Annotated in this window: 24 protein-coding genes; 15 read left to right on the top strand and 9 right to left on the bottom strand. The window is 64.1% G+C overall.

Annotated features, from left to right (window positions below; translation table 11 throughout):
* Nucleotide 1 precedes the first annotated feature (1 nt).
* The 5 genes from purE to GYK42_RS03995 all read left to right on the top strand — a co-directional run bounded on the left by purE (nt 2) and on the right by GYK42_RS03995 (nt 5,139).
* Entirely contained in the window at nt 2–499 is a 498-nt protein-coding gene (purE, locus tag GYK42_RS04015) for a 5-(carboxyamino)imidazole ribonucleotide mutase (RefSeq protein WP_046684384.1), read from the top strand.
* A 15-nt stretch (nt 500–514) separates the two neighbouring features.
* Nucleotides 515–1,711: a 5-(carboxyamino)imidazole ribonucleotide synthase gene (locus GYK42_RS04010; protein ID WP_166446436.1), complete on the top strand. Its 1,197-nt coding sequence runs from the start codon at nt 515–517 to the stop codon at nt 1,709–1,711.
* Nucleotides 1,708–2,727 carry an L-threonylcarbamoyladenylate synthase gene (locus GYK42_RS04005; RefSeq protein ID WP_166446435.1) on the top strand — a complete coding sequence of 340 codons (1,020 nt, stop codon included), beginning with the start codon at nt 1,708–1,710 and terminating at the stop codon, nt 2,725–2,727. The genes GYK42_RS04010 and GYK42_RS04005 overlap by 4 nt, the downstream gene beginning before the upstream one ends.
* Nucleotides 2,728–2,968: 241 nt before the next feature.
* Nucleotides 2,969–4,354, top strand: a complete 1,386-nt coding sequence (locus GYK42_RS04000; protein WP_166446434.1) for an SGNH/GDSL hydrolase family protein — start codon at nt 2,969–2,971, stop codon at nt 4,352–4,354.
* 98 nt (nt 4,355–4,452) lie between these two features.
* Nucleotides 4,453–5,139, top strand: coding sequence for an OmpW/AlkL family protein (locus GYK42_RS03995; RefSeq protein WP_205711266.1), 687 nt, complete (start codon nt 4,453–4,455; stop codon nt 5,137–5,139).
* 43 nt (nt 5,140–5,182) lie between these two features.
* Here GYK42_RS03995 and GYK42_RS03990 read toward each other — a convergent pair whose 3' ends face one another.
* Nucleotides 5,183–5,689, bottom strand: coding sequence for a flavin reductase family protein (locus GYK42_RS03990; RefSeq protein ID WP_166446433.1), 507 nt, complete (start codon nt 5,687–5,689; stop codon nt 5,183–5,185).
* A 177-nt stretch (nt 5,690–5,866) separates the two neighbouring features.
* On the opposite strand from GYK42_RS03990, the gene msrA reads away from it, so the two are divergent.
* Nucleotides 5,867–6,400 (top strand): peptide-methionine (S)-S-oxide reductase MsrA, encoded by a 534-nt coding sequence (msrA, locus tag GYK42_RS03985; protein WP_166446432.1) that lies wholly within the window; start codon nt 5,867–5,869, stop codon nt 6,398–6,400.
* Nucleotides 6,401–6,418: 18 nt separating this feature from the next.
* Here msrA and GYK42_RS03980 read toward each other — a convergent pair whose 3' ends face one another.
* On the bottom strand, nt 6,419–7,654 hold the full coding sequence (locus GYK42_RS03980; RefSeq protein WP_166446431.1) for an SAM-dependent methyltransferase: 1,236 nt from the start codon (nt 7,652–7,654) through the stop codon (nt 6,419–6,421).
* A 127-nt stretch (nt 7,655–7,781) separates the two neighbouring features.
* Nucleotides 7,782–8,990, bottom strand: coding sequence for a pyridoxamine 5'-phosphate oxidase (gene pdxH / locus GYK42_RS03975; protein WP_166446430.1), 1,209 nt, complete (start codon nt 8,988–8,990; stop codon nt 7,782–7,784).
* 112 nt (nt 8,991–9,102) lie between these two features.
* Between pdxH and tcdA the strand changes: the two genes are divergently transcribed.
* Entirely contained in the window at nt 9,103–9,960 is an 858-nt protein-coding gene (gene tcdA / locus GYK42_RS03970) for a tRNA cyclic N6-threonylcarbamoyladenosine(37) synthase TcdA (RefSeq protein ID WP_240943433.1), read from the top strand.
* Here tcdA and thpR read toward each other — a convergent pair.
* Nucleotides 9,957–10,475, bottom strand: coding sequence for an RNA 2',3'-cyclic phosphodiesterase (thpR, locus tag GYK42_RS03965; protein ID WP_166446429.1), 519 nt, complete (start codon nt 10,473–10,475; stop codon nt 9,957–9,959). The two genes, tcdA and thpR, sit on opposite strands and share 4 nt — an antisense overlap.
* A gap of 95 nt (nt 10,476–10,570) precedes the next feature.
* Here thpR and GYK42_RS03960 point away from each other — a divergent pair, with 95 nt between their 5' ends.
* Together GYK42_RS03960 and cysK are read left to right on the top strand one after the other, a co-directional pair.
* Nucleotides 10,571–11,035, top strand: coding sequence for an FKBP-type peptidyl-prolyl cis-trans isomerase (locus GYK42_RS03960; RefSeq protein WP_046684377.1), 465 nt, complete (start codon nt 10,571–10,573; stop codon nt 11,033–11,035).
* A 99-nt stretch (nt 11,036–11,134) separates the two neighbouring features.
* The gene (gene cysK / locus GYK42_RS03955) at nt 11,135–12,067 is read left to right on the top strand and encodes a cysteine synthase A (RefSeq protein WP_046684376.1); all 933 of its coding nucleotides are present in this window, start codon (nt 11,135–11,137) and stop codon (nt 12,065–12,067) included.
* Here cysK and GYK42_RS03950 read toward each other — a convergent pair.
* Nucleotides 12,028–13,320, bottom strand: coding sequence for an SGNH/GDSL hydrolase family protein (locus GYK42_RS03950; protein ID WP_240943432.1), 1,293 nt, complete (start codon nt 13,318–13,320; stop codon nt 12,028–12,030). The two genes, cysK and GYK42_RS03950, sit on opposite strands and share 40 nt — an antisense overlap.
* 99 nt (nt 13,321–13,419) lie before the next feature.
* Between GYK42_RS03950 and GYK42_RS03945 the strand changes: the two genes are divergently transcribed.
* Together GYK42_RS03945 and GYK42_RS03940 are read left to right on the top strand one after the other, a co-directional pair.
* Nucleotides 13,420–14,325, top strand: coding sequence for a LysR family transcriptional regulator (locus GYK42_RS03945; RefSeq protein WP_166446427.1), 906 nt, complete (start codon nt 13,420–13,422; stop codon nt 14,323–14,325).
* Nucleotides 14,326–14,425: 100 nt separating this feature from the next.
* Nucleotides 14,426–14,827 (top strand): DUF2809 domain-containing protein, encoded by a 402-nt coding sequence (locus GYK42_RS03940; protein ID WP_166446426.1) that lies wholly within the window; start codon nt 14,426–14,428, stop codon nt 14,825–14,827.
* A 46-nt stretch (nt 14,828–14,873) separates the two neighbouring features.
* Here GYK42_RS03940 and GYK42_RS03935 read toward each other — a convergent pair whose 3' ends face one another.
* The 3 genes from GYK42_RS03935 to GYK42_RS03925 form a co-directional block, all read right to left on the bottom strand.
* Nucleotides 14,874–17,693, bottom strand: coding sequence for a M16 family metallopeptidase (locus GYK42_RS03935; RefSeq protein WP_166446425.1), 2,820 nt, complete (start codon nt 17,691–17,693; stop codon nt 14,874–14,876).
* Nucleotides 17,694–17,782: 89 nt separating this feature from the next.
* Entirely contained in the window at nt 17,783–18,124 is a 342-nt protein-coding gene (locus GYK42_RS03930; RefSeq protein WP_166446424.1) for a hypothetical protein, read from the bottom strand.
* Nucleotides 18,125–18,853 (bottom strand): hypothetical protein, encoded by a 729-nt coding sequence (locus GYK42_RS03925; protein WP_166446423.1) that lies wholly within the window; start codon nt 18,851–18,853, stop codon nt 18,125–18,127.
* 192 nt (nt 18,854–19,045) lie between these two features.
* On the opposite strand from GYK42_RS03925, the gene GYK42_RS03920 reads away from it, so the two are divergent.
* Nucleotides 19,046–20,818: a GGDEF domain-containing protein gene (locus GYK42_RS03920; RefSeq protein WP_346768054.1), complete on the top strand. Its 1,773-nt coding sequence runs from the start codon at nt 19,046–19,048 to the stop codon at nt 20,816–20,818.
* Here the strand turns inward: GYK42_RS03920 and GYK42_RS03915 are convergent.
* Nucleotides 20,808–21,290 carry a CinA family protein gene (locus GYK42_RS03915; protein ID WP_166446421.1) on the bottom strand — a complete coding sequence of 161 codons (483 nt, stop codon included), beginning with the start codon at nt 21,288–21,290 and terminating at the stop codon, nt 20,808–20,810. The genes GYK42_RS03920 and GYK42_RS03915 overlap by 11 nt on opposite strands.
* 222 nt (nt 21,291–21,512) lie before the next feature.
* Here GYK42_RS03915 and GYK42_RS03910 point away from each other — a divergent pair, with 222 nt between their 5' ends.
* From GYK42_RS03910 to GYK42_RS03900, 3 genes are read left to right on the top strand one after another with little or no spacing between them, the layout of a single operon-like run.
* On the top strand, nt 21,513–22,130 hold the full coding sequence (locus tag GYK42_RS03910) for a YfiR family protein (RefSeq protein ID WP_166446420.1): 618 nt from the start codon (nt 21,513–21,515) through the stop codon (nt 22,128–22,130).
* On the top strand, nt 22,131–24,161 hold the full coding sequence (locus GYK42_RS03905) for an ATP-binding protein (RefSeq protein ID WP_166446419.1): 2,031 nt from the start codon (nt 22,131–22,133) through the stop codon (nt 24,159–24,161). It begins immediately after the preceding gene.
* Complete coding sequence (locus tag GYK42_RS03900; RefSeq protein ID WP_166446418.1) at nt 24,158–26,746, top strand: EAL domain-containing protein; 2,589 nt, start codon at nt 24,158–24,160, stop codon at nt 26,744–26,746. Before GYK42_RS03905 ends, GYK42_RS03900 begins: the two co-directional genes overlap by 4 nt.
* Nucleotide 26,747: the final 1 nt, after the last annotated feature.

Below are 26,747 nucleotides of genomic sequence, written 5' to 3'. Positions count from 1 at the left end.
GATGACTGAGCAAAACAAGCCGCTGGTCGGCGTCATCATGGGTTCGTCCTCGGACTGGGACGTGATGCAGAACGCGGTCGCCATGCTGAAACAGTTTGGCGTGCCGTACGAGGCGCAAGTCATTTCCGCGCACCGCATGCCCGACGAGATGTATGCGTACGCGAAAAGCGCGCGCGCGCGCGGCTTGCGCGCCATCATCGCCGGCGCCGGCGGCGCGGCCCACCTGCCTGGCATGGTGGCGGCGATGACCATCGTGCCCGTGCTGGGCGTGCCCGTGCCGTCGAAATACTTGCGCGGCGAAGATTCCATGCTGTCCATCCTGCAAATGCCCAAGGGCGTGCCGGTAGCCACGTTCGCCATCGGCGAAGCGGGCGCGGCGAATGCTGCGCTGACAGCGGTGGCGATGCTGGCCGCCAATGACGACGCCCTGGCCGAGCGCCTGGAAGCGTTCCGCGCCACGCAAACTGCCGCCGCCAAGGCCATGGTCTTGCCTGAATAATGTGTTTGAAAAATAATGAATAGTAAATCGACTTCCCCATTGCTGCCTGCCGCCAATCCACCGGCGTGGCTGGGCGTGATGGGCGGCGGCCAGCTCGGCCGCATGTTTGCCCAGGCGGCCCAGAGCATGGGCTATCAGGTGGCCGTACTGGAACCGTCCGATGCCTGCCCTGCGGGACAGGTGGCGCAGCGCCTCGTCAATGCCGGCTACAGCGATGCAGCCGGACTCGACACCCTGGCGGCGCAATGCCTGGCCGTCACCACGGAATTCGAGAATGTGCCGGCCGACAGCCTGTCGCGCCTGGCCGAGCGCGTGTTCGTGGCGCCGAACGCCCATGGCGTATCGGTGGCGCAGGACCGCATCGCGGAAAAGCGTTTCTTTGTCGACTGTGCGGCCAAGTCGGGCGTGCTGCCGGCGCCGCACATGGTGATCGCCACGCAGCTAGACATCGACGCCATCGGCGACGACTTGCTGCCGGGTATCTTGAAAACCGTGCGCATGGGCTATGACGGCAAGGGCCAGTTCCGCGTGCGCACGCGCGACGATGTGCGTGCCGCGTTTGCGGAAATGGGCGAAGTAACTTGTCTGCTGGAAAAGATGCTGCCGCTGGCGTATGAAGTGTCGGTGCTGACGGCGCGCGGCGTGGACGGCGAATCGGTCGTGTATCCGATCGCCGAGAACGTGCACCGCGACGGCGTCTTGTTTACCACCACCGTGCCGGGCCCGAACGTGTCCGACGACTGCGCCGCCAAGGCGCAGCGGGCGGCGCAAGCCATGGTGTCCGAACTCGGCTATGTCGGCGTGCTGTGCATCGAATTTTTCGTGCTGGAAGATGGCAGCCTGGTGGTCAATGAAATGGCGCCGCGCCCGCACAACAGCGGCCACTACACGATGGATGCCTGCGTCACCAGCCAGTTCGCACAGCAGGTACGGGCCATGGCGCGCTTGCCGCTGGGCGACGTGCGCCAGCATTCGCCGGCCGTGATGCTCAATATCCTCGGCGACGCCTGGTTTGCCGACGACAGCGATGCGGTCACTGAACCGGCATGGGACCAGGTGCTGGCGCTGCCTGGCGCCTGTCTGCATCTGTACGGCAAGGACGATCCGCGCCGTGGCCGCAAGATGGGTCATTTGACCTTCATCGCCGCCACGTTGCCGCAGGCGCAGCAGCGCCTGCGCGACGCTTGCCTGATCCTGGGAATCGCGCCGTGAGCGTGCCCGCACACGACCTGGCGGCGGCCGCCGCCGTGCTGGAAGCGGGCGGCCTCGTCGCTTTCCCGACGGAAACCGTGTACGGCCTGGGCGCCGATGCGGAAAACCCGGCCGCCGTGGCGCGCATCTACGAAGCCAAGGGCCGTCCCTCGGACCACCCCGTGATCGTGCACGTGGCGCCCGGCGCCGACTTGGCGCACTGGTCCGACGATATTCCTGTCGAGGCCGAACAACTGGTAGCCGCCTTCTGGCCCGGTCCGCTGACCCTGATCGTCAAGCGCGCCGCACATATCCCCGACGCCGTTTCCGGCGGCCAGGATACGGTGGGCCTGCGCTGCCCGTCGCACCCTGTGGCTATCGCTTTGCTACGCACGTTCAAAGGCGGCAAGGGCGGCCTGGCGGCGCCGTCGGCGAACAAATTCGGCAACGTCAGCCCCACCACGGCGCAGCACGTGCGCGATGAATTCGCGGCCGAACTCGACCGTGGCTTGCTGGGCCTGGTGCTCGATGGCGGACAGAGCGACGTGGGCATCGAGTCGACCATCGTCGACCTGTCGCGCCTGGGCACACACGGTCCCGTGTTGTTGCGTCCCGGCCATATCAGCAGCGAGCAGATCGCCGCCGTCATTGGCCGCGCACCGGCTGTTGCCGATGCAGCCGCGCCGCGTGCCTCGGGCACCCTGGAATCGCATTACGCGCCACATACGCCTGTTGCGATGCAACATAGCGACGACGTGAGCGCCACCCTGAACCGTTTGCTCAATGACGGGCGCCGCGTGGCCCTGATCCACTACTCGGATCTGCCGCCGGCCAGCGCCAGCGTGCGCCTGGCAGCCAACCCGGAAAATTACGCACATGCGCTGTATGCCTCGCTGCGCATGATGGACCAGGTCGGCGCCGAGCTGATACTCGTCGAAGCCCCACCGACCGGCCCCGCGTGGCTGGGCGTCAACGACCGTTTGCGGCGTGCCGCGTTCGGCTCAAGTGGTATCTTGCAGCAATTCCTGTCCGTCTGAAAAAAGCCCCGCAAGGGGCTTTTTCTTGATGCAGCGCAATAGCGATGCTTGCCACGAAACATAGTAAATCCTCCATAATTCAGCAGATCGGCCGGCCATGACAGGGCGCCGGCGGTGTTGTTATTTCGTTGATTTTTAAAACATATTTTCTATACAAGCCTGAGGAACGATGGCATATTAGTTGGGTAGCGAATAGCACGCCCGTTCGTTTAGAAACCAGAAAAAAGACCGAGGAGACAAAATGCATCAAACAAAATTCGCGCTGGCCGTGCTGGCTGCGGCTGTCCTGGCAGGTTGCGGCGGCGCCAGTGGCGGTGATCAAACCTTGAAAGTCAAATACACGGCGCAGGTATCGTTTGGCGACAGCCTGTCCGATGTCGGTTCGTATGCCGTGGGCACGGTGAAGGCGAAAGGTGGCGGCAAGTTCACCATCAATGGCGACAATACCAAGATCAATCCTGAACTGACGGGCAAGAACTGGACCGAGCACCTGGCCGCACAATTTGGCCTGGCCGCGCCATGCGCCGCCGAGACTGGCCTGGAGGGAAATGCGGCGCAAGGCCTTTCCGTGCCGCGCGTCAAGCATGCCGGCTGCTACGGCTACGCCATGGGCGGCTCGCGCGTGACCAATCCGGTTGGCCCGAACAACAAGGCGACGGGCAGTGCGCTGGGCGCCCTGACCGTGCCCGTGGTGACGCAGATTGCGAACCATCTGGCTGTTTCCGGCGGCAAGTTCAGCGGCACGGAAGCCGTTTTCGTGATGGCTGGCGGCAATGACGTGCTGTATCAGCTGGGCGCATTGCAAGCGGGTGCGACTGCCGCTGGCCAGGCTGCTGGCGCGGCCGCTGGCGCCCAGGCTTTCGCCACCAATTTGACCATGGCGCTGGCTGCCGGCGCCACCAACCCTGCCACGGCAGCGGCAGCCATCGGCGCCGCCATCAAGACGGCCAGCGCCGCGCCGGGCGCCACGTCGGCGGCCATCGTCGGCGCCGCCGTGCAAGCTGCCGTGATTGCAGGCAATACCAATGCCCCAACCCTGGCCCCTGCTTTGGCCGCCAAGGCGCAAGCCGATGCGACGGTGACGGGCAACGCTGCCGGCGCCAAGGCCGGGGCCGACTACGCTGCAGCCCAAGGTCCGACGCTGGTTGCCGCCATGAAACAGGCGGGTACCGAACTGGTGGCGCTGGTCAAGGACCAGATCATTGCCAAGGGCGCCAACTATGTCATCGTCAACAATCTGCCTGACGTGGCCGGTACGCCATCGGGCCTGAGCAAGGATGCCAATACCAAGGCGCTCATCAACGCCATGGTCAGCGCCTTCAATGGCGAACTGAGCGGCGGCCTGAGCGCCAACGCGAAAGTCTTGCTGGTCGACGTGTTTGCCGTCAGCCATGACCAGGGTACCAACCCTGGCCCGTATGGCTTGACCAACGTCAGCGAGACGGCGTGCGACTTGAGCGCGCCAGGCAATATTCTGGGCAGCTCGCTGGTCTGCAATGGCACGAACCTGAAAGCGGGCGACGTCAGCCACTACTCGTATGCCGACGATGTGCATCCTACGCCGTTCAACAACCTGTTGCTGGCCCGTTATGTGGCCAAGGACATGGTCGTGCGGGGCTGGCTGTAAGGAATCGCCGCGCCAGCTGCGTCCCCGGGGCGTGGCTGGCGCTGGCAGCGACACGACTGGATAGCCTGGCTATCCGCACATAATGATCAGGAGACAAGATGAAAAATCGTTTGAATACCGCTGTACGCGTGCTGGCCGCCGCCGCCGCGATGGCCATGGCGACGGGCGCTTCGGCGCAAAGCGCAGGCACCTGGATGGCCAAGGCTGGCCTCAACAAGATCACGCCGCACGTCGACAGTGGCGACATTTCCGCGCCAGCACTGCCGGGTACGAAAGCGGACGTCAAGGCCGATACCAAGCCCATCCTGACCTTTGCCTACATGATCACGGACAATATTTCCGCTGAAATGATCCTCGGCGTGCCGTACAAGCATGACCTGTTGGGCGCTGGTGCCATCAAGGGCACGGGCAAGCTGGGGACGGCGGAAGCCTTGCCGCCGACGGCCTTCATCCAGTACCGTTTCTTCCAGCCCAATGCGATGATCCGCCCTTATGTTGGCGCGGGCTTGACGTATGCCTATTTCCAGAAGGAAAAAGGCTCGGGCCAGATGACGGCCTTGCTCGATCCGGGTGGATCGCCTGTCACCTACCGCCTGGACAACAAGCTGGCGGGCAGCCTGGTGGTCGGCAGCAGCCTGGCGTTCAACGAGCGCTGGTTTGCCGATGTGGCCGTGGTCAAGACCTTCCTGAAAACCAAGGCGAAATTCTCGACGGGACAGACGCAGGACATCAAGCTCGACCCGATTGCCGTGAGTGTCAGCATCGGATACAAATTTACGCTGTAAAACAAAAAATCCGCCTCGGCGGATTTTTTTTTGTTCATCAGGCTCAGGCCGGTGGCGTATTGAACTTTCCATTGTGGAAGATCAAGGGCGGCTGCGCGGCAAACGCGCATTGTTCCACTTCGCCCACGAAAATGACGTGGTCGCCTTCCGGATAGCGGCTGCGGTTGTGGCATTCGAACCAGGCCGACGCGCCTTTCAGGATGGGCTGGCCCGTGCGCGACAGTTCGTATTCGACGTCGTCGAACGGGTTCGGCGTGCGGCGTGAAAAGCGCGTAGCCAAGTCCGCCTGCTCGGCGCCCAGCACGTTGATGACGTAATGCGAATTGCCGCTGAAGATGGGCATGCTGTTCGCCACAGAACCGAGGCTCCACAGCACCAGGGGCGGCGACAGCGAGACGGAATTGAAGGAACTGGCCGTCAAGCCGCGGAAACTGCCGTCGGCCAGGCGCGTCGTGATGACCGTCACGCCGGTGGCAAACTGCGACAGTGCCTGACGGAAATGTGCCGTATCGAATTCTTGCGCTGGCGCGCGGGGAGAGCGTGTGTTCATGGGTGACCTGTCTATTTGCTGACATTATGCCAAAAATCGGCCATGCCAGCGCAATCGTGACCGGCATGCCCCTTATGTGCGGTGCACCACGCGCCGTTTCAAGCGGCACTGCAGGCCATGGCGCTTTGCGTTACAGTAATGAAATGATACGTCGCAGAGGCGTTGCAGGAGGACATCATGCATCAACAGACGGAAGTGGCGGTATTCGGCGGTGGCTGTTTCTGGTGCCTGGTCGCCGTGTACGGGGAAGTGCGCGGCGTGACGCGTGTCGAGGCCGGCTACACGGGCGGCAACGTGCCCAACCCCACGTATGAACAGGTATGCACGGGCGAGACGGGCCACGCGGAAGTGGTGCGCCTGGAATTCGATCCCGCCGTCATCGCTTACCACGACTTGCTGGAAATCTTTTTTACCCTCCACGATCCCACCACCGTGAACCGGCAGGGCAACGATGTCGGCACGCAATTTCGCTCCGTCATCCATTACCAGTCGGCGGAGCAGGAAAAGGTGGCGCGCAAGGTGCTCGCCGAGATGGCCGGCGTGTGGGATGCGCCCATCGTCACGCAGCTGGCGCCGGCATCGGCCTTTTATCCGGCCGAGGATTACCACCAGAATTATGTCGAGCAGCATCCCTTGCAGGGCTATTGCGCTTTGGTCGTCGCGCCCAAGGTGGAGAAATTCCGCGCCATGTACGCGGGGCGCCTGAAGTAAGCGCCCCGCGCGCGGCTTTCAGGTCGTCAGCACGGGCGCCGGCCTGGCATCCTGCGTATACATATAGTTGCGCGACCAGGGCAGGGCGGAAGAACGCCGGCCCGCCTTCACGCAGACGATCTGGTACAGGCTGATCAAATCTTGCTCGAAGGCATAGGCGCAGCCAGCCAGGTAGACGTGCCAGATGCGGAAGCGCCGTTCGCCCGCCAGCGGACGAATCTGCTCGGCATGGGCTTCGAAATTTTCCGTCCACAGGGCGCAGGTGCGCGCATAGTGGCGCCGCAGGTTTTCCACGTCCAGTACTTCCAGCCCCCCCTGCTGCATGGTTTTCAGGACGTTGCCGATGTGCGCCAGTTCGCCGTGCGGAAACACATATTTTTCGATGAATTCGCCGCCGCCGTATGGCGTCTCGCCATTGTCCGGATCGGTCGAGGTGATGCCGTGGTTCATCGCCATGCCGTCCGGCGCCAGCAGCTTGTTGATGATGGAAAAGTAGTCGGGCAAGTGTTTCAGGCCCACGTGCTCGAACATGCCCACGCTGGTGATGCGGTCGAACTGGCCCGTCACGTCGCGGTAGTCTTGCAGGCGGATGTCGATCAGGTGCGCCAGGCCAGCCGCCGCCACGCGCTCGCGCGCCAGCGCGTACTGGTTTTCCGACAGGGTCACGCCCACGCAGCGGGCGCCATATTGCTGGGCGGCACGCATGACGAGCGCACCCCAGCCGCAGCCGATGTCGAGCAGGGTCTGGCCCGGCTGCAGCTGGATTTTCTTCAGGATATGGTCGATCTTCTTGACTTGCGCCTGCGCCAGGGTTTCGTCGCCCTGTTCGAAATAGGCGCAGGAATACACGAGGGCGGGGTCGAGAAACTGTTCATAGAACGCGTTTGACACGTCGTAGTGGTAGCGGATGGCTTCGGCATCCTTGCTCTTGTCGTGCGTAAAGCTGCGCACGATGCGGGCCAGCTTGCCTTCCGGCTTCAAGGTATTGCGCGCCAGGGCATTGCAGATGGAAATCATGTCCATCGCCGTGCCCTTGACCTCGATATTGCCTTCCACATAAGCCGAGCCCAGGTTGGCCAGCGAGGGGTTCAGCAGATAGCGGGCCGAGGCGACGGTCGGCAGGCGGATGGTGACTCTGGGCGTTTCGCTGGACAGGTCGACGTGCTGGCCGTTCCACAATTCTATGCGTAGCGGCAAGGCGGTCTTGCTGCGGATGCTGGCGATCCAGGACTTGAGTTGGTTTTGTACAAACAAAATGGCCTCCAATGAAGCAGCCCCAGCCGGGGCCGCAAATTGAGAAACAATGTTATTTAGTAACTTCTACCCTCATAGCCTACACCGATATTGACCAGCTTGCTTTGCGCCGCCTTGGCTATCCTGCTTACGGTTGCAAGCGTTGCATGCTCCATTGCCCGTCAGCACCGCGCGTAAACACGATGCGGTCGTGGAAGCGCGAACGGCGTCCCTGCCAGAATTCGATGCGCTCCGGTTGCAAGCGGTAGCCGCCCCAGTGGGCAGGACGGGGCGGCTGCGCGTCGCCGACGGCGGCGGCCACGGCCGCGTAATTGCTTTCCAGCGCGGCACGGTCGGCGATGGGGGCGCTTTGCTGCGAGGCAATCGCCGACAAGCGGCTTTGTACGGGGCGTACATTGAAATACTCGTCGCTTTCGGCGGCCGTGGTTTTTACCACCGTGCCCTCGATGCGCACTTGCCGCTCCAGCTCACCCCAGAAGAACAGCAGGGCCGCGTGGGGATTGTGTTCCAGCTGCTGGCCCTTGTCGCTGTGGTAATTCGTGTACCAGGTAAAGCCCCGCTCGTCGAATTGCTTGATCAGCACGATGCGCGAGCTGGGCTTGCCGTCGGGACTGACGGTCGCCAGGCTCATGGCGTTCGGCTCCATTACCTGGGCCTTGACGGCTTCGGCAAACCATTTCTGGAACTGGGCGATGGGATCGGCCAGCACGTCCGTCTCGCTCAGGCTCGATTGCACGTAATCGGTGCGCATGGCGGCCAGCACGGCGGCCGGATCCGGCTGGGCCGCTGCCGCGGGCGCTTCCGGCGCGATGCCGCGGCGGCGCTGCATGGCCGTGCCCAGCTGCTCCATCTGCTGCGCACTGAACAGGCGCTTGGCCATGGGCGCCAGCTGGCCCTCTTCCTTGCTCATGTGGGCCTGGTAGGCGGCGACATAGTCGCGCACGCCATGGGCGGACAATTGGACACCCGTGCCGGCCGCGATGGCGTCCAGTTCCGGGCGCAGGGTCAGCCAGGCCAGGTCCATGCGCTGGTGATCGGCCAGGATTTCCGGCACCAGGGTCGTCAGCAATGCCGCATCGTCGCCCGTGGCCGTCGCCTGCAGCATGGGCATCAGGTCCTGCTCTTCATCGTCATGGTGCAGATGGGCCGCTTTATTGAAATACTGCAACACCGCCTTGGCCGCCTGCTGCGCGTCCGCCGTGTTGCCGTGCTGCGCCAGGTGGCCCAGCAGGTTTTGCAGGGTGGTCAGCTGCTTGCGGATCTTGTCGTGGCAATGCTTGAGCACGGCGATGGGTTGGTCAAAGCCGGGAACGGAGTCGAACAGGGGAGAGGTCATGGCGCATTCTCGTGGTGGGCGGTGTGGGGCATGGCGACAAACGCTGCTTGTCGCTGTGTCAATTCAGCTATTTTAGAATATCCGTCAGCGCAGTGTCCGTTAAAATGGCGCCATGCATACCTCCACCAATGAACTAATTTCCATGGACTTGACCGAGATCGATTTTGAGCGGCGTTTCGGCGGCATTGCCCGTTTGTACGGCGCGCCGGCGCTGGCGCGCTTCCGTGCCGCCCATGTGTGTGTGATCGGCGTGGGCGGCGTCGGTTCCTGGATCGTCGAAGCGCTGGCGCGCAGCGCTATCGGCCGCCTGACCCTGATCGATCTCGACAATGTTGCCGAATCGAACATCAACCGCCAGATCCAGGCCATGAGCGACACCATCGGCCAGGCCAAGATCACGGCCCTGGCCGAGCGCATCGAGCTGATCAACCCGTTTTGCCAGGTCACGCAGATCGAGGATTTTATTACCCCCGATAACCTCGAGCAGTTGCTGGGCGGGCGCGATTTCGACTATCTCGTCGACGCCATCGACAATGCCAAGGCGAAAGCGGCCGTGATCGCGTATTGCCGTGCGCGCAACATTCCCATGCTGACCATCGGCAGCGCGGGCGGGCAGACGGATCCGACCTTGATCGCCGTGCGCGACCTGTCGAAAACGGAACAGGAACCGCTGCTCAAGCGGGTGCGAAAACTGTTGCGCACCGAATATGGTTTCCCCCGTGGCGTGAAAAACAAATTCAATGTCGACGCCGTGTTTTCCATGGAGCCGTTGAGCACGCCCGAAAGCGCGGAAGCGTGCGTCATCGATGGCAGCGCGCCCGCCGGCGTGACGGGCCTGAACTGCGCCGGTTTTGGTTCCAGCGTGGTGGTGACGGCCAGCTTCGGCATGGTGGCGGCCGCGCATGCGCTGAAAAGCTTGCGTCAGGACAAACTGGCCGAGGTAGCCGTGTCGATGCCGGACGCCGCCTAGCTTAATTTCCTGCTGGCCAGGATGCGGTAGTCGCCGCTGCTCTTGAGCGACTCCACCAGCACCAGCTCGTCCGCCTGCCAGGCGATGGGCGCGAAGTCCCCGATGGCCGGCGGCGGCGCCTGGCGCGCCAGGGTGATGTGCGGCGTAAAACGGTCGTGCTCGAAGCGGGGCGCCAGTCCCTGTTCCGCCAGCTTATGCATGCAGGCCGCGCGCAAGTCCAGCAGGGCTGGCGACGGTTGCGCCAGGGCGGCCCAGGCCAGCATCAGCTTCGTAAAATGGCTGGCGTGATCGAACAGCAAGGGCATGGGATGCGCCGGCAATTGCGCCAGGATGTCGAGCAGGGCTGGCAGCTCGCTGGCCGGGCGCTGGCCCAGGAAGGCCAGGGTCAGGTGCAGCTTGTCGGCGCGCACGGGTTTGCCTTGCAAGCGCGCCTGCCAGGCGGCCAGGGCCGCGCGCGTGGCCGCATCGGGCCACAGCGCGTAAAACAGGCGAGGGCAGTGTGTATCGGGCGACAAGTTTTTCCTATCGTTGCGGCGGTTTGCTATTATTGGCGTTCCCTGCCCACTTGCACTGGCAGGGATCTCACCGAAACTCACTGAAAGAATACATCATGACGCGTAGCTCCGTTTTGTTTGCCCTGATCTGCTCCGTCGCCGCGTCGCTGGCGCAGGCACAGGCGCCAGCGCCTGTTCCCGCCTCGGCCGTCTCGCTGAGCCCCGGCCCTGTCGCCGATAAATTGATCATCATCGACAACAAGGTTGGCACGGGCAAGGAAGCGTCCGCCGGCAATAACGTCACCGTGCACTACACGGGCTGGCTGTACCGTCCGCTGGCAAAAGATTCGCGCGGCAAGAAGTTCGACAGCTCCGTCGGTCGTGGCCCGTTTGACTTCCCGCTCGGCAAGGGCATGGTCATCAAGGGCTGGGACCAGGGCGTGGCCGGCATGAAAGTGGGCGGCAAGCGCACCCTGATCATTCCAGGCGAACTGGCTTATGGCCCGCGCGGCGCCGGCAATGGCGACATTCCACCGAACTCGGCACTGATCTTCGACGTGGAACTGCTGGACGTTAAGTAATTGTTCAGTTTGGCGGCGGCGCATGCCCGCGCCGCCGCCATTTACGCTCTGAAACGCGGTAGACTGGGTTCTCCTGAAATTGCTGTGGAGACCACACCCATGAACATCGCCAACGACGTCACTGAACTGATCGGCAACACCCCCCTGGTGCGCATCAACCGCATCGCCGCCGGCAGTGTGGCCACCATCCTGGCCAAACTCGAATTCTACAATCCCGCGCACAGCGTCAAGGACCGCATCGGCCTGGCCATGATCGTTGCCGCCGAAGCCGCTGGCAAGATCCATCCCGATACCGTCATCGTCGAGCCCACGAGCGGCAACACGGGCATCGCGCTGGCCATGGTGTGCGCCGCGCGCGGCTACCGTTGCACCCTCGTCATGCCCGACACCATGAGCCGCGAGCGGCGCATCCTGCTGCGCGCCTACGGCGCCGAGCTGGTGCTCACGCCCGGCAGCGAAGGCATGCTGGGCGCCATCCGCAAGGCAGAGGAACTGGTGGCGGCCGACCCGCGCTACCTGATGCTGCAGCAATTCAACAATCCCGCCAATCCCGCCATCCACCGCGCCACGACGGCCGAGGAAATCTGGCGCGACACGGATGGGCAAGTGGACATCGTCATCGCTGGCGTGGGCACGGGCGGCACGATTACCGGCATCGGCGAAGTGCTGAAGGAACGCAAGCCTGGCCTGCAGGTGATTGCCGTGGAACCGGAAGCGTCGCCGATGCTGTCGAAAGGCACAAAAGGGCCGCACCCGATCCAAGGCATCGGCGCCGGTTTCGTGCCGCAGATCCTCAACACGACCATCTACGACGAAATCATTTGCGTCAAGAACGACGACGCCTTCGCCACAGCGCGCCTGGCCGCCAGCGATGAAGGCTTGCTGGTCGGCATCTCGTCGGGCGCCGCCCTGTGGGCCGCCCTGCAAGTGGCGCGCCGTCCGGAAAACGCGGGCAAGACCATCGTCACCATCATCCCGTCGTTCGGCGAGCGCTACTTGAGCACGGCCTTGTACGCGGGCCTCGGTGATTGATTTGTAAACAGTAGGGACAGGTCTATCCCTTCCGCCAGCGCCCGGTTGCCCGCGTCGCTTGGGTGCAAATGGTCGCCCGAGTCGTAGACGGGCAGCAGGCGCAGCGGGTGCGCCGGGTTGCGGACCAACGCATCGAAGTCGAGTACGGCATCAAAAAGGCCGCTGGCGCGTATCCACGCATTCAATTGCTGGCGCAGCGCATCTTTTTCTGGATGGTAATAGTTGCTCAAGGGCGTGCCGGGCAGGGCGTTTTCGAACGGCGTCAAGGTGGCAGCGAGCACGCGCACGCCGCGGCTGCGGGCCTGGGCGACCAGCTGGGTGTAGCCGCTTGTTAATTCTTCCAGGGTCGGCCGTTTTTGCCTTGGCGCAAACGCCGTACCGGGCCAGCTGATGTCATTGATTCCCAGCAAGACGATTACCGTGCGCACGCCAGGTTGCGCCAGCACGTCGCGCTCGAAGCGGGCCAGGGCATTGTCTCCCATGCCATCGGACAACAACCGCGCACCGGAAATGCCCGCATTGATCACGGCCACGCCATGCGGCGCCAGGTGCCGGGCCAGAAAATCGGGCCAGCGTGCGTCCATTCCCAGGCTGGCGCTGGCGCCATCGGTAATCGAATCGCCGAGGATGGCCACGGCTTGCGCCCCCGGCGCCGCCTCCACCTGAATCGCACTCAGTAAAAGGCGCGCCGTGGTGGTCTGCATGCCAGGCGCGTCATCGATGCGCGCGGCCCGTGTCTGGTCCTGCGGGGCGATCCACGCCGTCTCGCGGCCATCCCAGTGAAACGTCGACATGGGACTGGCTTGCGGCAGGTGGAGGCTCACCGTCAGCCGGGTCAGGTCCGGCACGGACAGCTCGACGGGGTCGCTGACGAGCGGAGCGCCCGGCGCCACGCTGGCCGCCGGCTGGCCGGAAAATGTCAGTGTGCGCAAGCTGCCGGGTTCGATGGCGGAAGTGGACGCGGCCAGCGCCACGGTGGCCGCGCCGATGCGCAGCGGCGTCTTGCCATACGCGTTCGACAGCACGATGCGCACGCGCGGGCCGCCCACGCTGAGGCGCGCCACTTGGCGCACGGTTTGTGCTTGCAGCACGGCGGGCACATTGCTGGGGAACAGGAAGTCGCTGCTCCACACGGCTTGCGGGCTGGCCGTCCAGCTGGCCAGCCAAGTGGATGCGGGATCGGCCGCATGGACGGGGGGAGCACTCAGTGCCAGGCTCAGCAGTGCGGCGGGGAGGAGGGACAATCGTTGCATGGCGGCTCGCTTCATCAAGGGGAATGTGCGCATGATGCAAGCAAAGCCATTTATGCACTAGACTATCTCATCGAAGAACATTTATGAGACGAATTCACAATGGCCAGACTGGAAGTGAACCGTTCCGGCGAGCTGGAAGTGTTCGTGCGCGTGGTCGAACTGGGCGGCTTTTCCGCCGCCGCGCGCGCTTGCGGCATGACGCCGTCGGCCGTCAGCAAGCTCGTCTCTCGGCTGGAAGAGCGCCTGGGTGCGCGCCTGCTGAACCGCTCCACACGCCAGCTGCAGCTGACGGCCGAAGGCTGCGGCCTGTATGAACGGGGACAGCACGTGCTGGCGGCGCTGGACGAGGCCGAGCGCTGTGCCGGCGTGCAGGATGTGCCGCGCGGCAAGATCAAGGTCAATGCGAACGTGCCGTTCGGCCAGCATTTTTTATTGCCGCTGGCGCCGCTCTTCCTGGAGCGCTATCCGCAGGTGACGCTCGACATCGTGCTCACGGATGCCGTCGTCGACATCCTCGAGCAGCGCACGGACGTGGCCGTGCGGGCGGGGCCATTGAAAAGTTCCAGCCTGCTGGCGCGCAAGCTGGGCCAGACGCGCATGGTCATCGTGGCCGCGCCAAGCTACCTGGCGCGGCGCGGTACGCCGTTGACGCCCGCCGAGTTGGCATCGCACAACTTGCTCGACGCTAATTACGCGCGCGCCCGCTTGGGCTGGCCGCTGCGTCTGCCTGACGGCGACATCGTCGTGCCCGTCGCGGGCAATGCGCAAGCGAGCGATGGCGAAGCCTTGCGGCAACTGGCGCTGGCGGGACTGGGACTGGCGCGTCTGGCCGCCTTCCAGGTGCGCGCCGATATCGCGGCCGGCCGTTTGCAAGCTGTGCTGGAAGAGTGCAACCCGGGCGACAGCGAGGAAGTGCATGCCGTGTTCGTGGGGCAAGGCGGGCATGTGCCGCTGCGTGTGCGCGTCTTTCTCGATTTCCTGGCGCAGCACGTCGACCTTGGCTGAGGTTGTCCAGGCGCATTAGGCTACAGGCAGACACGGCCGCGCAGTACAATATCGGACGGGCCGCAATGGTTCGGCCCGTATTGTGCCTTTGAATGGAAATATGTTCCTGGTAAAACCTGAACGCCGCCGCCTGCTGCAGGTGGGCGCAACCGTGGCTGTCATCGCGCTGGGCCTGGCTTCGCGCGCCTTTCCCCAATTCGTCCCTGCCGCGCTCGGCAAGTATCCGGGCGACGCCCTGTGGGCCATGATGATCGTCTTTGCGCTGGGCATTGTCGCCACGCGCATGCGCACGTGGCAGCTGGCGCTGACGGCCTTGCTGATCTGCTTTGCCGTGGAATTCGGCCAGCTGTACCAGGCGCCGTGGATCGTCGAGTTGCGCGCGCATCCGCTGGGGCACCTGGTGCTGGGCTCCGCCTTCGGCTGGGCCGACCTGATCGCCTACGCGGCGGGCGTGGCGATCGCGGCGCTGGTCGATAAAGCGGCGCTGTTCAAGCGCCGCTAAACTTTGATATGTGGGGCCAGGCCTGACAGGACTAGCCCCATAAGTATCACTTTACGTTACCCTCCGCGTCGCGCAATTCGACGGGCGCCAATTTCAGCTTCGACAATTGCGGGGCGATTTTCGCCTTGTCGCCCACGCCGATGACGATCAGCTTTTCCGGCTGCAGGTATTTTTTCGCCACCTGCTGCACCTGCTTGTCCGTCACGCTGGCAAAGCTCTGCGGCAAGGTCGTGTAGTAGTCGAGGCCCAGGCCGTAGATGTACGTGTTGGCCATGCTGGCGCTGATGCTGGCATTCGTGTCGAACTGGCCCGGCAAGGACAGCACTTGCGAGTTGCGCGCATTCGCCAATTCCTTGTTGCTCAAGGGCTTGGCGATCATGGCGCGGATTTCCCTGACGGTTTCCGATACGGCCGGGCCCGTCACATCGGTGCGCACACTGGCGGCAATCGAGAACGGTCCAGGTTGGTTGCGGTACTGGAATTGCGAGCGCACGCCATATGTATAGCCTTTTTCTTCGCGCAAGTTGGTGTTCAGGCGGCTGGTAAACAAGCCGCCCAGCGCCGCATTCATCACTTGCAGCGGCGCGTAATCGGGCGTGGCGCGCGGCACGGCGATGGTCGACAGGCGCACGGCCGTTTGCGGCGCGCCCGGCTTGTCGACCAAAATCAATTTTGCCTTCGCCGTCTGCGGTGCGGCGGCCACGGCCGGCGCCACCGTGCCTGGCTTCCAGCTGCCAAACCTGGCTTCGGCCAGCGCCTTCAATTCCGCTTCGCCGATATCGCCCGAAACGATCAGGGCCGCATTGTTGGGCAGGTAATGCTGTTGCCAGAAACCTTGCAGGTCGGCGCGGCTGGCCGCTTTCAGCGCCGCTTCCGTGCCCAGCTGGATATAGCCATACGGATGCTGCGGGCCATACAGGGCCGCCGCTTCCACTCTGGCCGCCACCGCGCCCGCGTTTTCGCGCTGCTGCGCCAGCTGTCCGATGCGGCTGGCGCGCTGGCGTTCCACTTCTTCCTGCGGGAATTGCGGGTGCAGCACCACGTCGGCCAGCACGTCGAGCGCTTGCGGGAACGTGGCTTTGAGCGACGTCAGCTGGGCGAACGACGCGTCCACGCCGGAGCCGGTATTGAGCAGCGCGCCCAGCTGCGCCACGTCGTCGGCGATCTGCGGCGCGCTGCGCGTGGCCGTGCCTTCCTGCAGCAATTGCGCTGTAAAGCTCGACAAGCCCGGCTGCGCCAGCGGATTGGCGCCCGAGCCGCTTTTCACCACAAGCTGGCTGGACACGAGCGGCACGGCCCCGTTGTAGTGGTGGATCACGGTCAAACCGTTCGCCAGGGTGAACGATTTTCCTTGCGGTAAAACAATCTTCGGCGCGGGGCCGGCCTTCGGCACGGCATTGCGCCATGGTTCGTCCGCATTGATGGCCGTGCCAGGCGCAGGCTTGACCTTGCCAGGCGCCGGCGTCGGCACTTCCGCGCCCAGGTCCGGCGTGCCCGGCACGCCGTAGACGACCACGCGCGACTGGTTTTTCAGGTACTGATCGACGGCGCGCTGCACGCCGGCCGCCGTCACCTGACGGTAGCGCTCGATATCCTTGGCCAGGTAGCCGGGGTCGCCCACGTACTGGTTGTATTCGTTGAGCAAGTTGGCCACGCCGTGGCCGCCCATTTTTTCCACTTGGCTCAGCATGCTCGTCTCGATGCTGTTGCGCGCCCGCTCCAGTTCTTTCTCGGACGGGCCCTTGGCGCGCAATTGCTCCAGTTCCGCCTGCAAGGCTTGCTCGATTTCCTCTGGCTTGCGGCCCGGGCGCGCCGTCGCGTCGATGGTGAAGATGGACGTGAGGGCGTTCGAGCCCTGGCTGGCGCCCACGTCCTGGGCGATCTGCTTGTCGTACACCAGCGATTTATATAAACGGCTGGACTTGCCGCCGGCCAGGATGTGTGCGGCCATCGACAGTTCCGCGTCATCCCTGGTGTAGGCGGATGGCGTCAGCCAGGCCATGAAGACGCGCGGCAACTCGACCCGGTCCTGCACCACGACGCGGCGTTCCTGCGTGATGGGCGGCGTCACGACATCGGGTTTCGGCACGGCCGGGCCGCTCTTGAAGCTGCCAAAATACTTGTTGACCAGTTCCTTGGTCTTCGCCTTGTCGATGTCGCCGGCGATCACGAGGCTGGCGTTGTTGGGACCGTAGTATTTGGTGAAGAATTCTTTGATGTCGGCCAGTTTCGCGTTCTGGATATCCGCGTGCGAACCGATGACGCTGGCGTAATACGGATGGGTCTTGGGAAACAGCTGGTGATACAGCGCTTCCTGCACGATGCCGTAGGGCGCATTTTCCACGCTCTGGCGGCGCTCGTTGCGCACCACGTCCTGCTGGTTCGTCAGCGCCGTCTGGTCGAGCACGTCCAGCAGATAGCCCATGCGGTCGGAATGCGTCCACAAGGCCAGTTCCAGCTGGTTCGACGGCACCGTGTCGAAATAATTGGTGCGGTCGAAATCCGTGCTGCCGTTGGAATCGGTGGCGCCCGCGCCTTCGAGCAACTGGTCGGCCATGCCACGCGGCACGTGCTTGGTCGCGGCAAACATCATGTGCTCGAACAGATGCGCAAAGCCCGTCAGCCCCGGCGCTTCATTGGCCGGTCCCACGTGGTACCAGATATTGACGGCCGTGACGGGCAATTTATGGTCTTCCACGAGAATCACGTCGAGGCCGTTCGGCAAGGTGTATTTTTCGTAGGCAATGTTTGGCACGGCCGTGGCGCCCGTCGTGACGGCCGCATCGGCGGCGTGGGCGAAGGTGAGCGGGGCGCCGTACAGCGACAGCAACAGCGCTGGAATGGCCAGCAGTTTGATCGGTTTCATGCATGCTTCCAGGGATGGGTGGAAAAACGCTGCGGCTCGCTCGTGGCTGGCGCAGCGGGACGTTACGACGGTCGGTACTACGGTCGGTGCTACAGTTTATACAGCAGGGCCGCGCCACCCAGCACCAGCAGCGCGCTGGCGATGGAGACGATGGCCGCCGCGCCCAGCAAGCGCCATTCGCGCGGAGAAAACCAAGGGGCGGACAGGGGCGCTTCCGGCCCAGGCTGGGGCGCGGCCGCAGGCAAGCCGCCCGCCGCGCGCGCCTGGACCGCCAGCGCCTGTGTGGCGGCGTCCAGCAGGGCCAGCTGGCGCTCGACGGTTTCCTCCAGCACGGCTTCGTTCAGCGCCACGAGGGCGAATATCGGGTCGTCGACGTCGACCTTGATGCCCGTCTTGTCGAACACGTGGCTGCGCAGTTTGTGCTGGTCCATCTACCACTGCACCTTGTCGAGCTGTTCGAAGATGTCGCGGTAGACAACCTTGATGCGCTGTTTTTCCATGATGTTGAACTTGTCGTTCTGCAGCACTTCCTGCATCGTCAGGCGCGCCGTGTTCATTTTTTTCACGTCCGCGCCGAAAGTGTCGGGGTTGCGCTGGCTCAAGGTGATGCTGCCTTTCACGCGCGCGCGGTTGTCGGCGTACGACTGCGATTCGACGAATTGCTTGCCGGACGCCGATTGCAGCAGGCCGAAGTGTTCGTTTTGCCACAGCACCAGCGGCACTTTCGTCGATTGGGCCGTGGCAACAAAACCCGTGGCCGTGTCATGCAAGGTATCGCCGCCGCCGACGATGGTGTGGATGTACACCTTGCGGCCCGATTCTTCCAGCAGCGAAAAACAGTCGTTTTCCAGCAGGTAGCCCATCAGCGGCGAAAAGGTGTTGGCGCCATTGTCGACCACGCAGTTGCCGTCCGTGTCGAGAATGTCGATCATCAGCGCGTCGAAACGTTTCGGGTCGATGTTGCGCGCATCCGTCATCACGGGCACGTGCTTGACGTTCATCGCCTTGTAGCGCGAAAAAGTCGCGTTTTCCTGGTCGGTGTCATAGCAGCGCAAAGGCGTGTCGTCCTTGCCGCCTATCCACTGGGCCAGCAGGGTCGAGACGAGGGTCTTGCCGATGCCGCCCTTGCCCTGCAGGATGAAATGTACCGTGTTTTGCATTGCGACTACTCCAAGTTGTTGCGTCAGTGACAATCCAAGATCCGTGACAGCGGCGACTGGCATTTTTACCACAATCCTTTGCAAATATGCCATGCGGAACAGCGAATCTGGTTATGATGTTAATCAGGATACCATTGATGCAGAGCAAGTTTTGTGTGAAAAATGCACCCCCAGAGTGTGAATGAGGACGCAGTGCCGATCTCCAGTCTCGATAAAGCCGACATTGACCGTCTGAATCAGCAAGCCCTGTCTTGCCTGGTCGGCAACCGCCGCCAGGCGCGCCGGCTGGCGCAGATGGCGCTGGCGGCGGCGCAACGACAACAGTATGCACGCGGCGGCGCGTATGCGGAACTCAATCATTGCTGGCTCGCGTACTACGCGGGCGAGGCCGAACCGTCATGCGAGCGCCTGGGCGCGTATTTCCAGCAAAGCGGCGACCTGGAAGGGGGCATGGAAGTGGCCGCCCTGCAGGGCGCGTATGCGAGCCGGCGCGGCGATTTTGCCGATGCCGAGCAGCATTTCCTGCAGGCGCGCAGCCAGGCCGCGCAGATACCTGATTCCCTGCACAAGTTCATGCTGTACGCGCGCCTGGGCGTCGATGCCTTGAACCGTGGCGATACGCAGGACGGTCCGCGCAATTTCCTGTTGGCGCTCGACATCGCCGAGCGCTTCGGCAGTCCCGCGCACCGCGTCAACAGCCTGTCGAACCTCGCGTCGTCGCAGCATGACCTGGGCAACGATGAAGACGCCATTCCCCTGCTGGTCGAAGCGCTCGAGATCATCGGCACGCAAAAGCTCAAATACCAGCAAACCATCGTCTCGGCCAACCTGGCCATGTGCCTGCTGGCCACGGGCAAGCCGGCCGAGGCGCTGGCGCTTGTGGAACCGTTTTACGAGTGGCCGGAAGAAGACCTGGCCGTGCGCGCTTTCCTGTTCTGCATCGCCGCCCATGCGGCCATCCTGCTGCGCCAGCCAGACAGCGCCTTGCAATTGCTGTTGCGGGCGGAAGAATATGCGCGCCGGGGCCAGGACCTGGAAGAGCAGATGCATGCGTGGCTGGTGCGCGGCAAGCTGGACTTGCACGCGGGCCAGACGGCGCAGGCGCTGGCGTCCCTGACGCAGGCGCACAGCTTGCTGAGCTGGACGCGCAATCCGTTTCACCAGCAGCAGATCCTGCGGGGGCTGGCCGACATCAACGCCCAGCTGGGCGAATGGCAGGCCGCGTATGGTTTCCTGCAGCAATACCAGGCCGCCTACGAGGCCAGCAGCAAGTCGGCGCGCGCCTCGCGCAGCCTGATGCGCAATCTGGAAAAGGAAATGCACAGCCTGAAAGCCGAGCGCGACAAGGCGCTGGAATTGCAGGCCGCGCGCGAATCGGAAAACGTCAAGCTCGAGCACCTGAACCGCGAACTGGCGCACCAGATCCTGCACGTCAATTCCCTGCAGGACAGCTTGAAGGAGCAGGCCATGCGCGACCACCTGACGGGCCTGTACAACCGCCGCCACTTTGAAACCTGCCTCAACGCCATCCTGCACGAGGCCGATGCGGATGCGCCCGTGGCCATCGCCATCATCGACCTGGACTTTTTCAAGCGCGTCAACGATACCTACGGGCATAACTTTGGCGATGAAGTACTGATCCAGTTCGCGCGGCTGGTGGAAGGCCAGCTGCGCGGCACCGATATGGTGTGCCGCTATGGCGGCGAGGAATTCTGCCTGCTGTTGCGCGAAGCCGACAGCGTCATCGCCGCGCACAAGATCGACGATATCGCCGCGCGCTACCGCCAGTTGCTGATTCAGCAGGCGCCGCACAGCTTGACGGGCTGCACCTTTTCGGCCGGCATCGCCGAATATCCGCGCCACGGCGCCGGCCGCCACGAATTGCTGATGCGCGCCGACAGCGCCCTGTACGCGGCCAAGCAGGCGGGCCGCGACCGCGCCTGCATCGCCGACGCTACTGGATAAAACGCAGCAGTTCGCGCAGGGCGTGCGCCACGGCCTGCTCGCGCACGGCCTGGCGGTCGCCGGCGAATACCAGCCGCTGCGTCTGCACGCGCCCGTCCATGGCCCAGCCGAAGCAGACGGTACCGACGGGCTTGCCCGGTACGCCGCCCGTGGGGCCGGCGATGCCGGTGGTCGAGACCGCCACCTGGGCCTCGCTGTGGGCCAGGGTGCCTTGCGCCATGGCGGCGGCCACTTCCTCGCTGACGGCGCCGTGTGCGGCGATCAGTTCGGCGGGCACGCCCAGCATGCTGCTCTTGGCCCCGTTGGAATAGGTGACGAAGCCCCGTTCGAACCAGGCGCTCGAGCCCGGGATATCGGTGACGGCCTGCGCCACGCCGCCGCCCGTGCACGATTCGGCCGTGGCCAGCAGCAAGCCTTTCGCCTGCAAGGCCAGGCCGAGGGCGGTGGAGAGGGGGGCGAGTTCGTTGCTCATGATGACTCCTGCATGCGGTGAAAATGGTGGCGAGACTGTAGCATGGGCAACGGTAAAAGAAACTTTCCCCGGTACCAGCGAAAATGCGTACACTCTTTTATACATTTGCTACCACTTCGGGCTGGCAGGCGCTCTGTCGCTGCGCTACCCGGGTGCGCATCGCTCGAACAGGCAAGCGGCATGGTGCCGCGCCTTCGTATGCATTATCTTTACTCGGTTGTCATGGCAATTCTGAACTGGACCTGGTGGTGTCATCCTGGCCCCTTGCGCCGCCCCGCGCGCGGCGCTGCTTGCCGCTCCCTGCGCTGGGGCTGGCTATTGCTGCTTTTTGGCGTGCTGTGCGCCGATGCGCGATCGCAGGTGCCGGGGGAGCTGGAACGCCAAGTCAAGGCCGGATATCTGTACAAGTTTGCCGGCTATGTCGAATGGCCCGACGGCAGCTTTGCCCGGCCCGAGTCGCCGCTGGTGATCGGCGTGGCGGGCGCCGATGCGCTGGCCGAGCAGCTCGAGCAGAGCGTGGCCGGGCATAGCGTCAACGGCCGCGTCGTACAAGTGAAAAAAGTGCGCCGCGGCGAAGCGCTGGCCGGGCTGCACGTGCTGTACCTGGGGGCGCTGGAGAAAACGGCGCTGCAGGAAATGCTGGCCGCCAGCCGTGGCCTGGCGTTGCTGACGGTATCCGATTCGGATGAGGTCTACGCGATGGGCAGCATGATCAATTTTGTGATGGCCGAAGACAAGGTCCGCTTCGACGTGGCCTTGAAACCCGTGGCGCAGGCGCATATCCGCATCAGCGCGCGCATGCTGCTGGCCGCCTACCGCGTGCAGACGGGGGGCGCCTAGATGATACGACTGCGTTCCATCCGCCACAAGCTGATGTCGGTGGTCTTGCTGACCACCCTGGTGGCCCTCGTCATTTCCCTGGGCACCATCGTCGTCTACGACTTGCGCGCCTACCACCGCAACCTGGTGGCCGACATCAGTACCCAGGCCGAGCTGCTTGGACACATGAGCTCAGCCGCGCTGGCTTTCGACGACGAGCGCCTGGCGCTGGAAAACCTCAATTTGATGCGCATCCGTCCGCGCGTGACGGCCGGTGCCCTGTACAAGGCCGACGGCAGCCTGTTTGCCAGTTACCGCGCGCATCAGCACGTGGGCGAGCTGCCGGCGAAGGCGGGCAAGGAAGGCGTCAGCATCGCGGGAAAATCCGTCGAATTGTTCAAGCCCATCGTCGACAATGGCGAATTGCTGGGTACCGTGTATCTGCGCGCCGATTACGAGCTGGCCGGCCGCACGGCCGATTACCTGGCCATCGCGCTGGGCGTGACGGTGCTGGCGCTGCTGGTGGCCTTGCTGCTGCTGCGCCGCCTCGATTTCGTCATCACCCAGCCCATCCTCGATATCGCCGACGTGGCGCGCGAAGTGATCGAGACGGGCGATTACTCGCGCCGCGCGCGCAAGCTCAGCGTCGACGAAGTGGCGCAGCTGGTCGATTCCTTCAACAAGATGCTGGCCGAGATCGAGCTGCGCACGCAGGCGCTGGAGCGCTCGAACGGCGAGCTGGCGCGCGAGGGCGAGCAGCGCACCGAGGCGCAGCAGGAAGTCATGCGCCTGAACCAGGAACTGGAAGTGCGCGTGCACGAACGCACGATGCAGCTGGAAATGACGAATGGCGAACTGGCCATGGCGATGGAAGAGGCGCGCAGCGCCAACTACGCCAAGTCGGCGTTTTTGTCGTCGATGAGCCATGAATTGCGCACGCCGTTGAACGCCATCCTGGGCTTCGCGCAAATCCTCAGTTCCGACCGCCTGCCGTCGACCCTGGAGCAAAAGAAGGAATTCGCCGGGCATATCCTGAAATCCGGGCGCCATCTGCTGACACTGATCAATGAAATCCTCGACCTGGCCAAGGTGGAATCGGGCACGGTCAGCCTGTCGCTGGAACCCGTGGGCCTGGACGCCATCTTGCAGGAATGCCGCGACATGATCGCGCCGCTGGCCAGTCAGCGCGGCATCGGCATGACCTTCCCCGACGCCTGCCCCCTGAACGTGCTGGCCGACCGTACGCGCCTCAAGCAAATCCTGTTGAACCTGTTGTCGAATGCGCTCAAGTACAACCGCGAGCGGGGGCAGGTGGCCATCGATTGCGCGCCGCAGGCGGGCGGGCGGGTACGCATCAGCGTGCGCGACACGGGCGTGGGTCTCGACGGCGAACAGGTGGCGTTGCTGTTCCAGCCTTTCAACCGGCTGGGGCAGGAGGGCGGCACGGAAGAAGGCAGCGGCATCGGCCTGGTGGTCACCAAGCGCCTGGTCGAGCTGATGGATGGCAGCATCGGCGTCTCCAGCGCGCCCGGCGAGGGCAGCACCTTCTGGATCGAGCTGCGCGTGGTGGACGCCTTGCCCATTCCAGCGACACCCGCCTTGCCGCGGCCGGACCTGGCCGGGGCGCTGCTCGATCACAGCGCCCCCGTGACCTTGCTGTACGTGGAAGACAATCCCGCCAACCTGACCCTGGTCGAGGAAATCGTGCGCTATTGCCCCCAATTGCAGCTGCTGACGGCCACAGATGGCCGCCTTGGCGTGGAAATGGCGCGCACGCACCTGCCGCAACTGATCCTGATGGACATCAACCTGCCGAACGTGAATGGCACGGATGCGCTGAAACTGCTGCGCGCCGATCCGCGCACGGCGCACATCCCCGTCATCGCTCTGACGGCCAACGCCATGCCGGGCGACGTCGAGCGCAGTCTGGCGCTGGGCTTTTACCGCTATCTGACCAAGCCGATCAACCTCGATGAATTTACCGAGGCGATCAACAGTACCCTGGCCTATGTGGCGCAGCAGCGCCGGCAGAAGGGAACAGGCGCGCCATGATCAGCCAGGCCGATATCTATGCGGCGAAAATTCTCATCGTCGACGACCAGGACGTCAATCTGCGCCTGCTCGAGCATTTGCTGCAAAGCGGCGGCTACACGGCCATCACCAGCACCCTCGACGCGCGCGCCGTGGCCGGCCTGCACCAGCGCCACCAGTTCGACCTGATCATCCTCGACCTGGTGATGCCGGGCATGAGCGGCTACGAGGTGATGGATGCCTTGCGTCCGCTGGAGCTGGAAGGCTATCTGCCCGTGCTGGTGATCGCGGCCGACCCGGACGCCAAGCTGGCGGCGCTCGAAGCGGGCGCGCGCGATTTCATCAGCAAGCCCTTTGACGCGCTCGAGGTGCTCACGCGCATCCGCAACATGCTCGAAGTGCGGCTGCTGCACCGCGCCGCGCGCCATTACAACACCCTGCTCGAACGTACGGTGGGCCAGCGCACGGCGGAACTGCAGCGCTTTCGCGGGGCCATGGACGCCACCACCGACGCCATCTTCCTCGTCGACGTGCTGGGCATGACCCTGGTCGACGTCAACGACGGCGCTTGCCGCCTGCTTGGCTATGCGCGCACCGAACTGCTGGCGCTGGCGCCCGGCACCTTGCTGCCATCGCCTCCGGCCCCCCCGCTGGCCGCGCTGCCGGGCGGCCCGGCCCACCTGGCCACGGAAGTGACGGAATGCGAACTGGTGCGGCGCGACCTGAGCCTGATCCCCGTGGAACTGGGCTGGCACTGGTATGCGCAGGCGCCCGTGGCGGGCGGCTATCCTGGCACCCCTGGCGCGGGCGGTCTGCTGCTGATCGCCGTGGCGCGCGACATCAGCGAACGGCGCCAGGCGCAGGAGCGCCTGAAGCACCTGGCCCATTACGATGGCTTGACGGGCCTGCCGAACCGCAGCCTGTTCTACCAGACGCTGGCCCAGGCCGTCGAACTGGCGCAAGAGAAAAGCTGGCGCATCGTGGTGCTGTTCATCGCGCTCGACCGTTTTAAAAGTATCAACGACACTCTGGGCGCGGCGCTGGGCGATGAATTGCTGCGCCAGTTCAGCAACCGCCTGGTCGAATGCGTGCGCCTGCGCGACACGGTGGGGCGCCTGGGCAATGACGAATTCGCGCTGATACTGACCATGAGCCGCAACCAGCAGGAAGCCGTGGCCGTGGCGAACCAGGTGCGCGAAGCCTTGCGCGCGCCATTCGACTTGCGCGGCCACGCGGCCACCCTGACGGCCAGCATCGGCATCGCCATGTATCCGGACGACGCCACCGACCCGGAAACCTTGATCAAATACGCGAATACGGCCATGGGCGGGGCCAAGCAGGCGGGCCGCGACGGCTACCGCTTTTTCACGGCCGGCATGAACGTGCAGGTGCTGGCGCGCCTGGACCTGGAACTGGCGCTGCGCCATGCGCTCGAACACGAACAGTTCATCCTGTACTACCAGCCCAAGGTGGATTTGCGCACGGGCCGCATCAGCGGCGTGGAAGCGCTGCTGCGCTGGCGCCGTCCCGGCTACGGCCTGGTGGCACCCGCCGAATTCGTGCCCGTGCTGGAAGACACGGGGTTGATCGTGCGCGTGGGCGCCTGGGTGATTCAGGCCGCCTGCCACCAGATTGCCGAGTGGCGCGACAGCGAAGTGGGACCCGTGCACGTGGCCGTGAATGTATCGAGCCGCCAGTTTGCCGAAGGCGACCTGGAAGGCGAAGTGACGCGCGCGCTGGCGCTGCATGGCGTGGCGCCGGAACTGCTGGAACTGGAGCTGACGGAAACGGCGCTGATGTCGAACGCCGAGCGCACCATCGTCGTGCTGGGAAAATTGAAGAAAATCGGCGTGAAGGTGGCCATCGACGATTTCGGCACCGGCTATTCGAGCCTCGCCTATCTGCAGCGCTTCCCCATCGACAAGCTGAAAATCGACATCGCCTTCGTGCGCAACATCACCAGCAATCCGAACGACGCGGCCATCGCGCTGGCCATCGTCAGCATGGCGCACAGCCTGAAACTGAGCGTCGTGGCCGAGGGCGTGGAGTCGCGCCCGCAGCTCGAATACCTGCGGCGCAACCGCTGCGATGAGATCCAGGGCTTTTATTTCAGCCGCGCCCTGCCGGCGCTGGAACTGGGGCAGATGATCGTCGCCGGCGCCGGCCTGCCGCCCGGCCATGACCCGGCCGCACAGCCGGCGCAGACGCTGCTCATCGTCGACGACGACGTCAACGTGCTGTCGTCATTGCACCGGCTGTTCCGTCCCGAGGGTTATCAGATACTCACGGCCAGCACGCCGGCCGAAGGCTTTGAAATGCTGGCCCTGCACCGGGTGCACGTGATCGTCTGCGACCAGCGCATGCCGAGCATGAGCGGCACGGAATTCCTCAGTAAAGTCAAAGAACTGTACCCGGAAACCATCCGTATCATCCTCTCTGGCTACACGGGCCTGGAAGCTGTGCTCGACTCGATCAACCGGGGCGCCATCTACCGTTTTTATACGAAGCCGTGGGACGACACCCAGCTGCGCGATAACATCCGCCTGGCCTTCCAGCACTACTGGATGGTGAACCAGCCGGGGCTGGCGCGCGTGGCCGTGCGCTAGC

This window comes from Janthinobacterium lividum (assembly GCF_011601275.1).
Taxonomy (GTDB): domain Bacteria; phylum Pseudomonadota; class Gammaproteobacteria; order Burkholderiales; family Burkholderiaceae_D; genus Janthinobacterium; species Janthinobacterium lividum_E.
The sequence above is the reverse complement of the archived record's forward strand: the minus strand, read 5'-3'. Positions and strand labels throughout refer to the sequence as shown.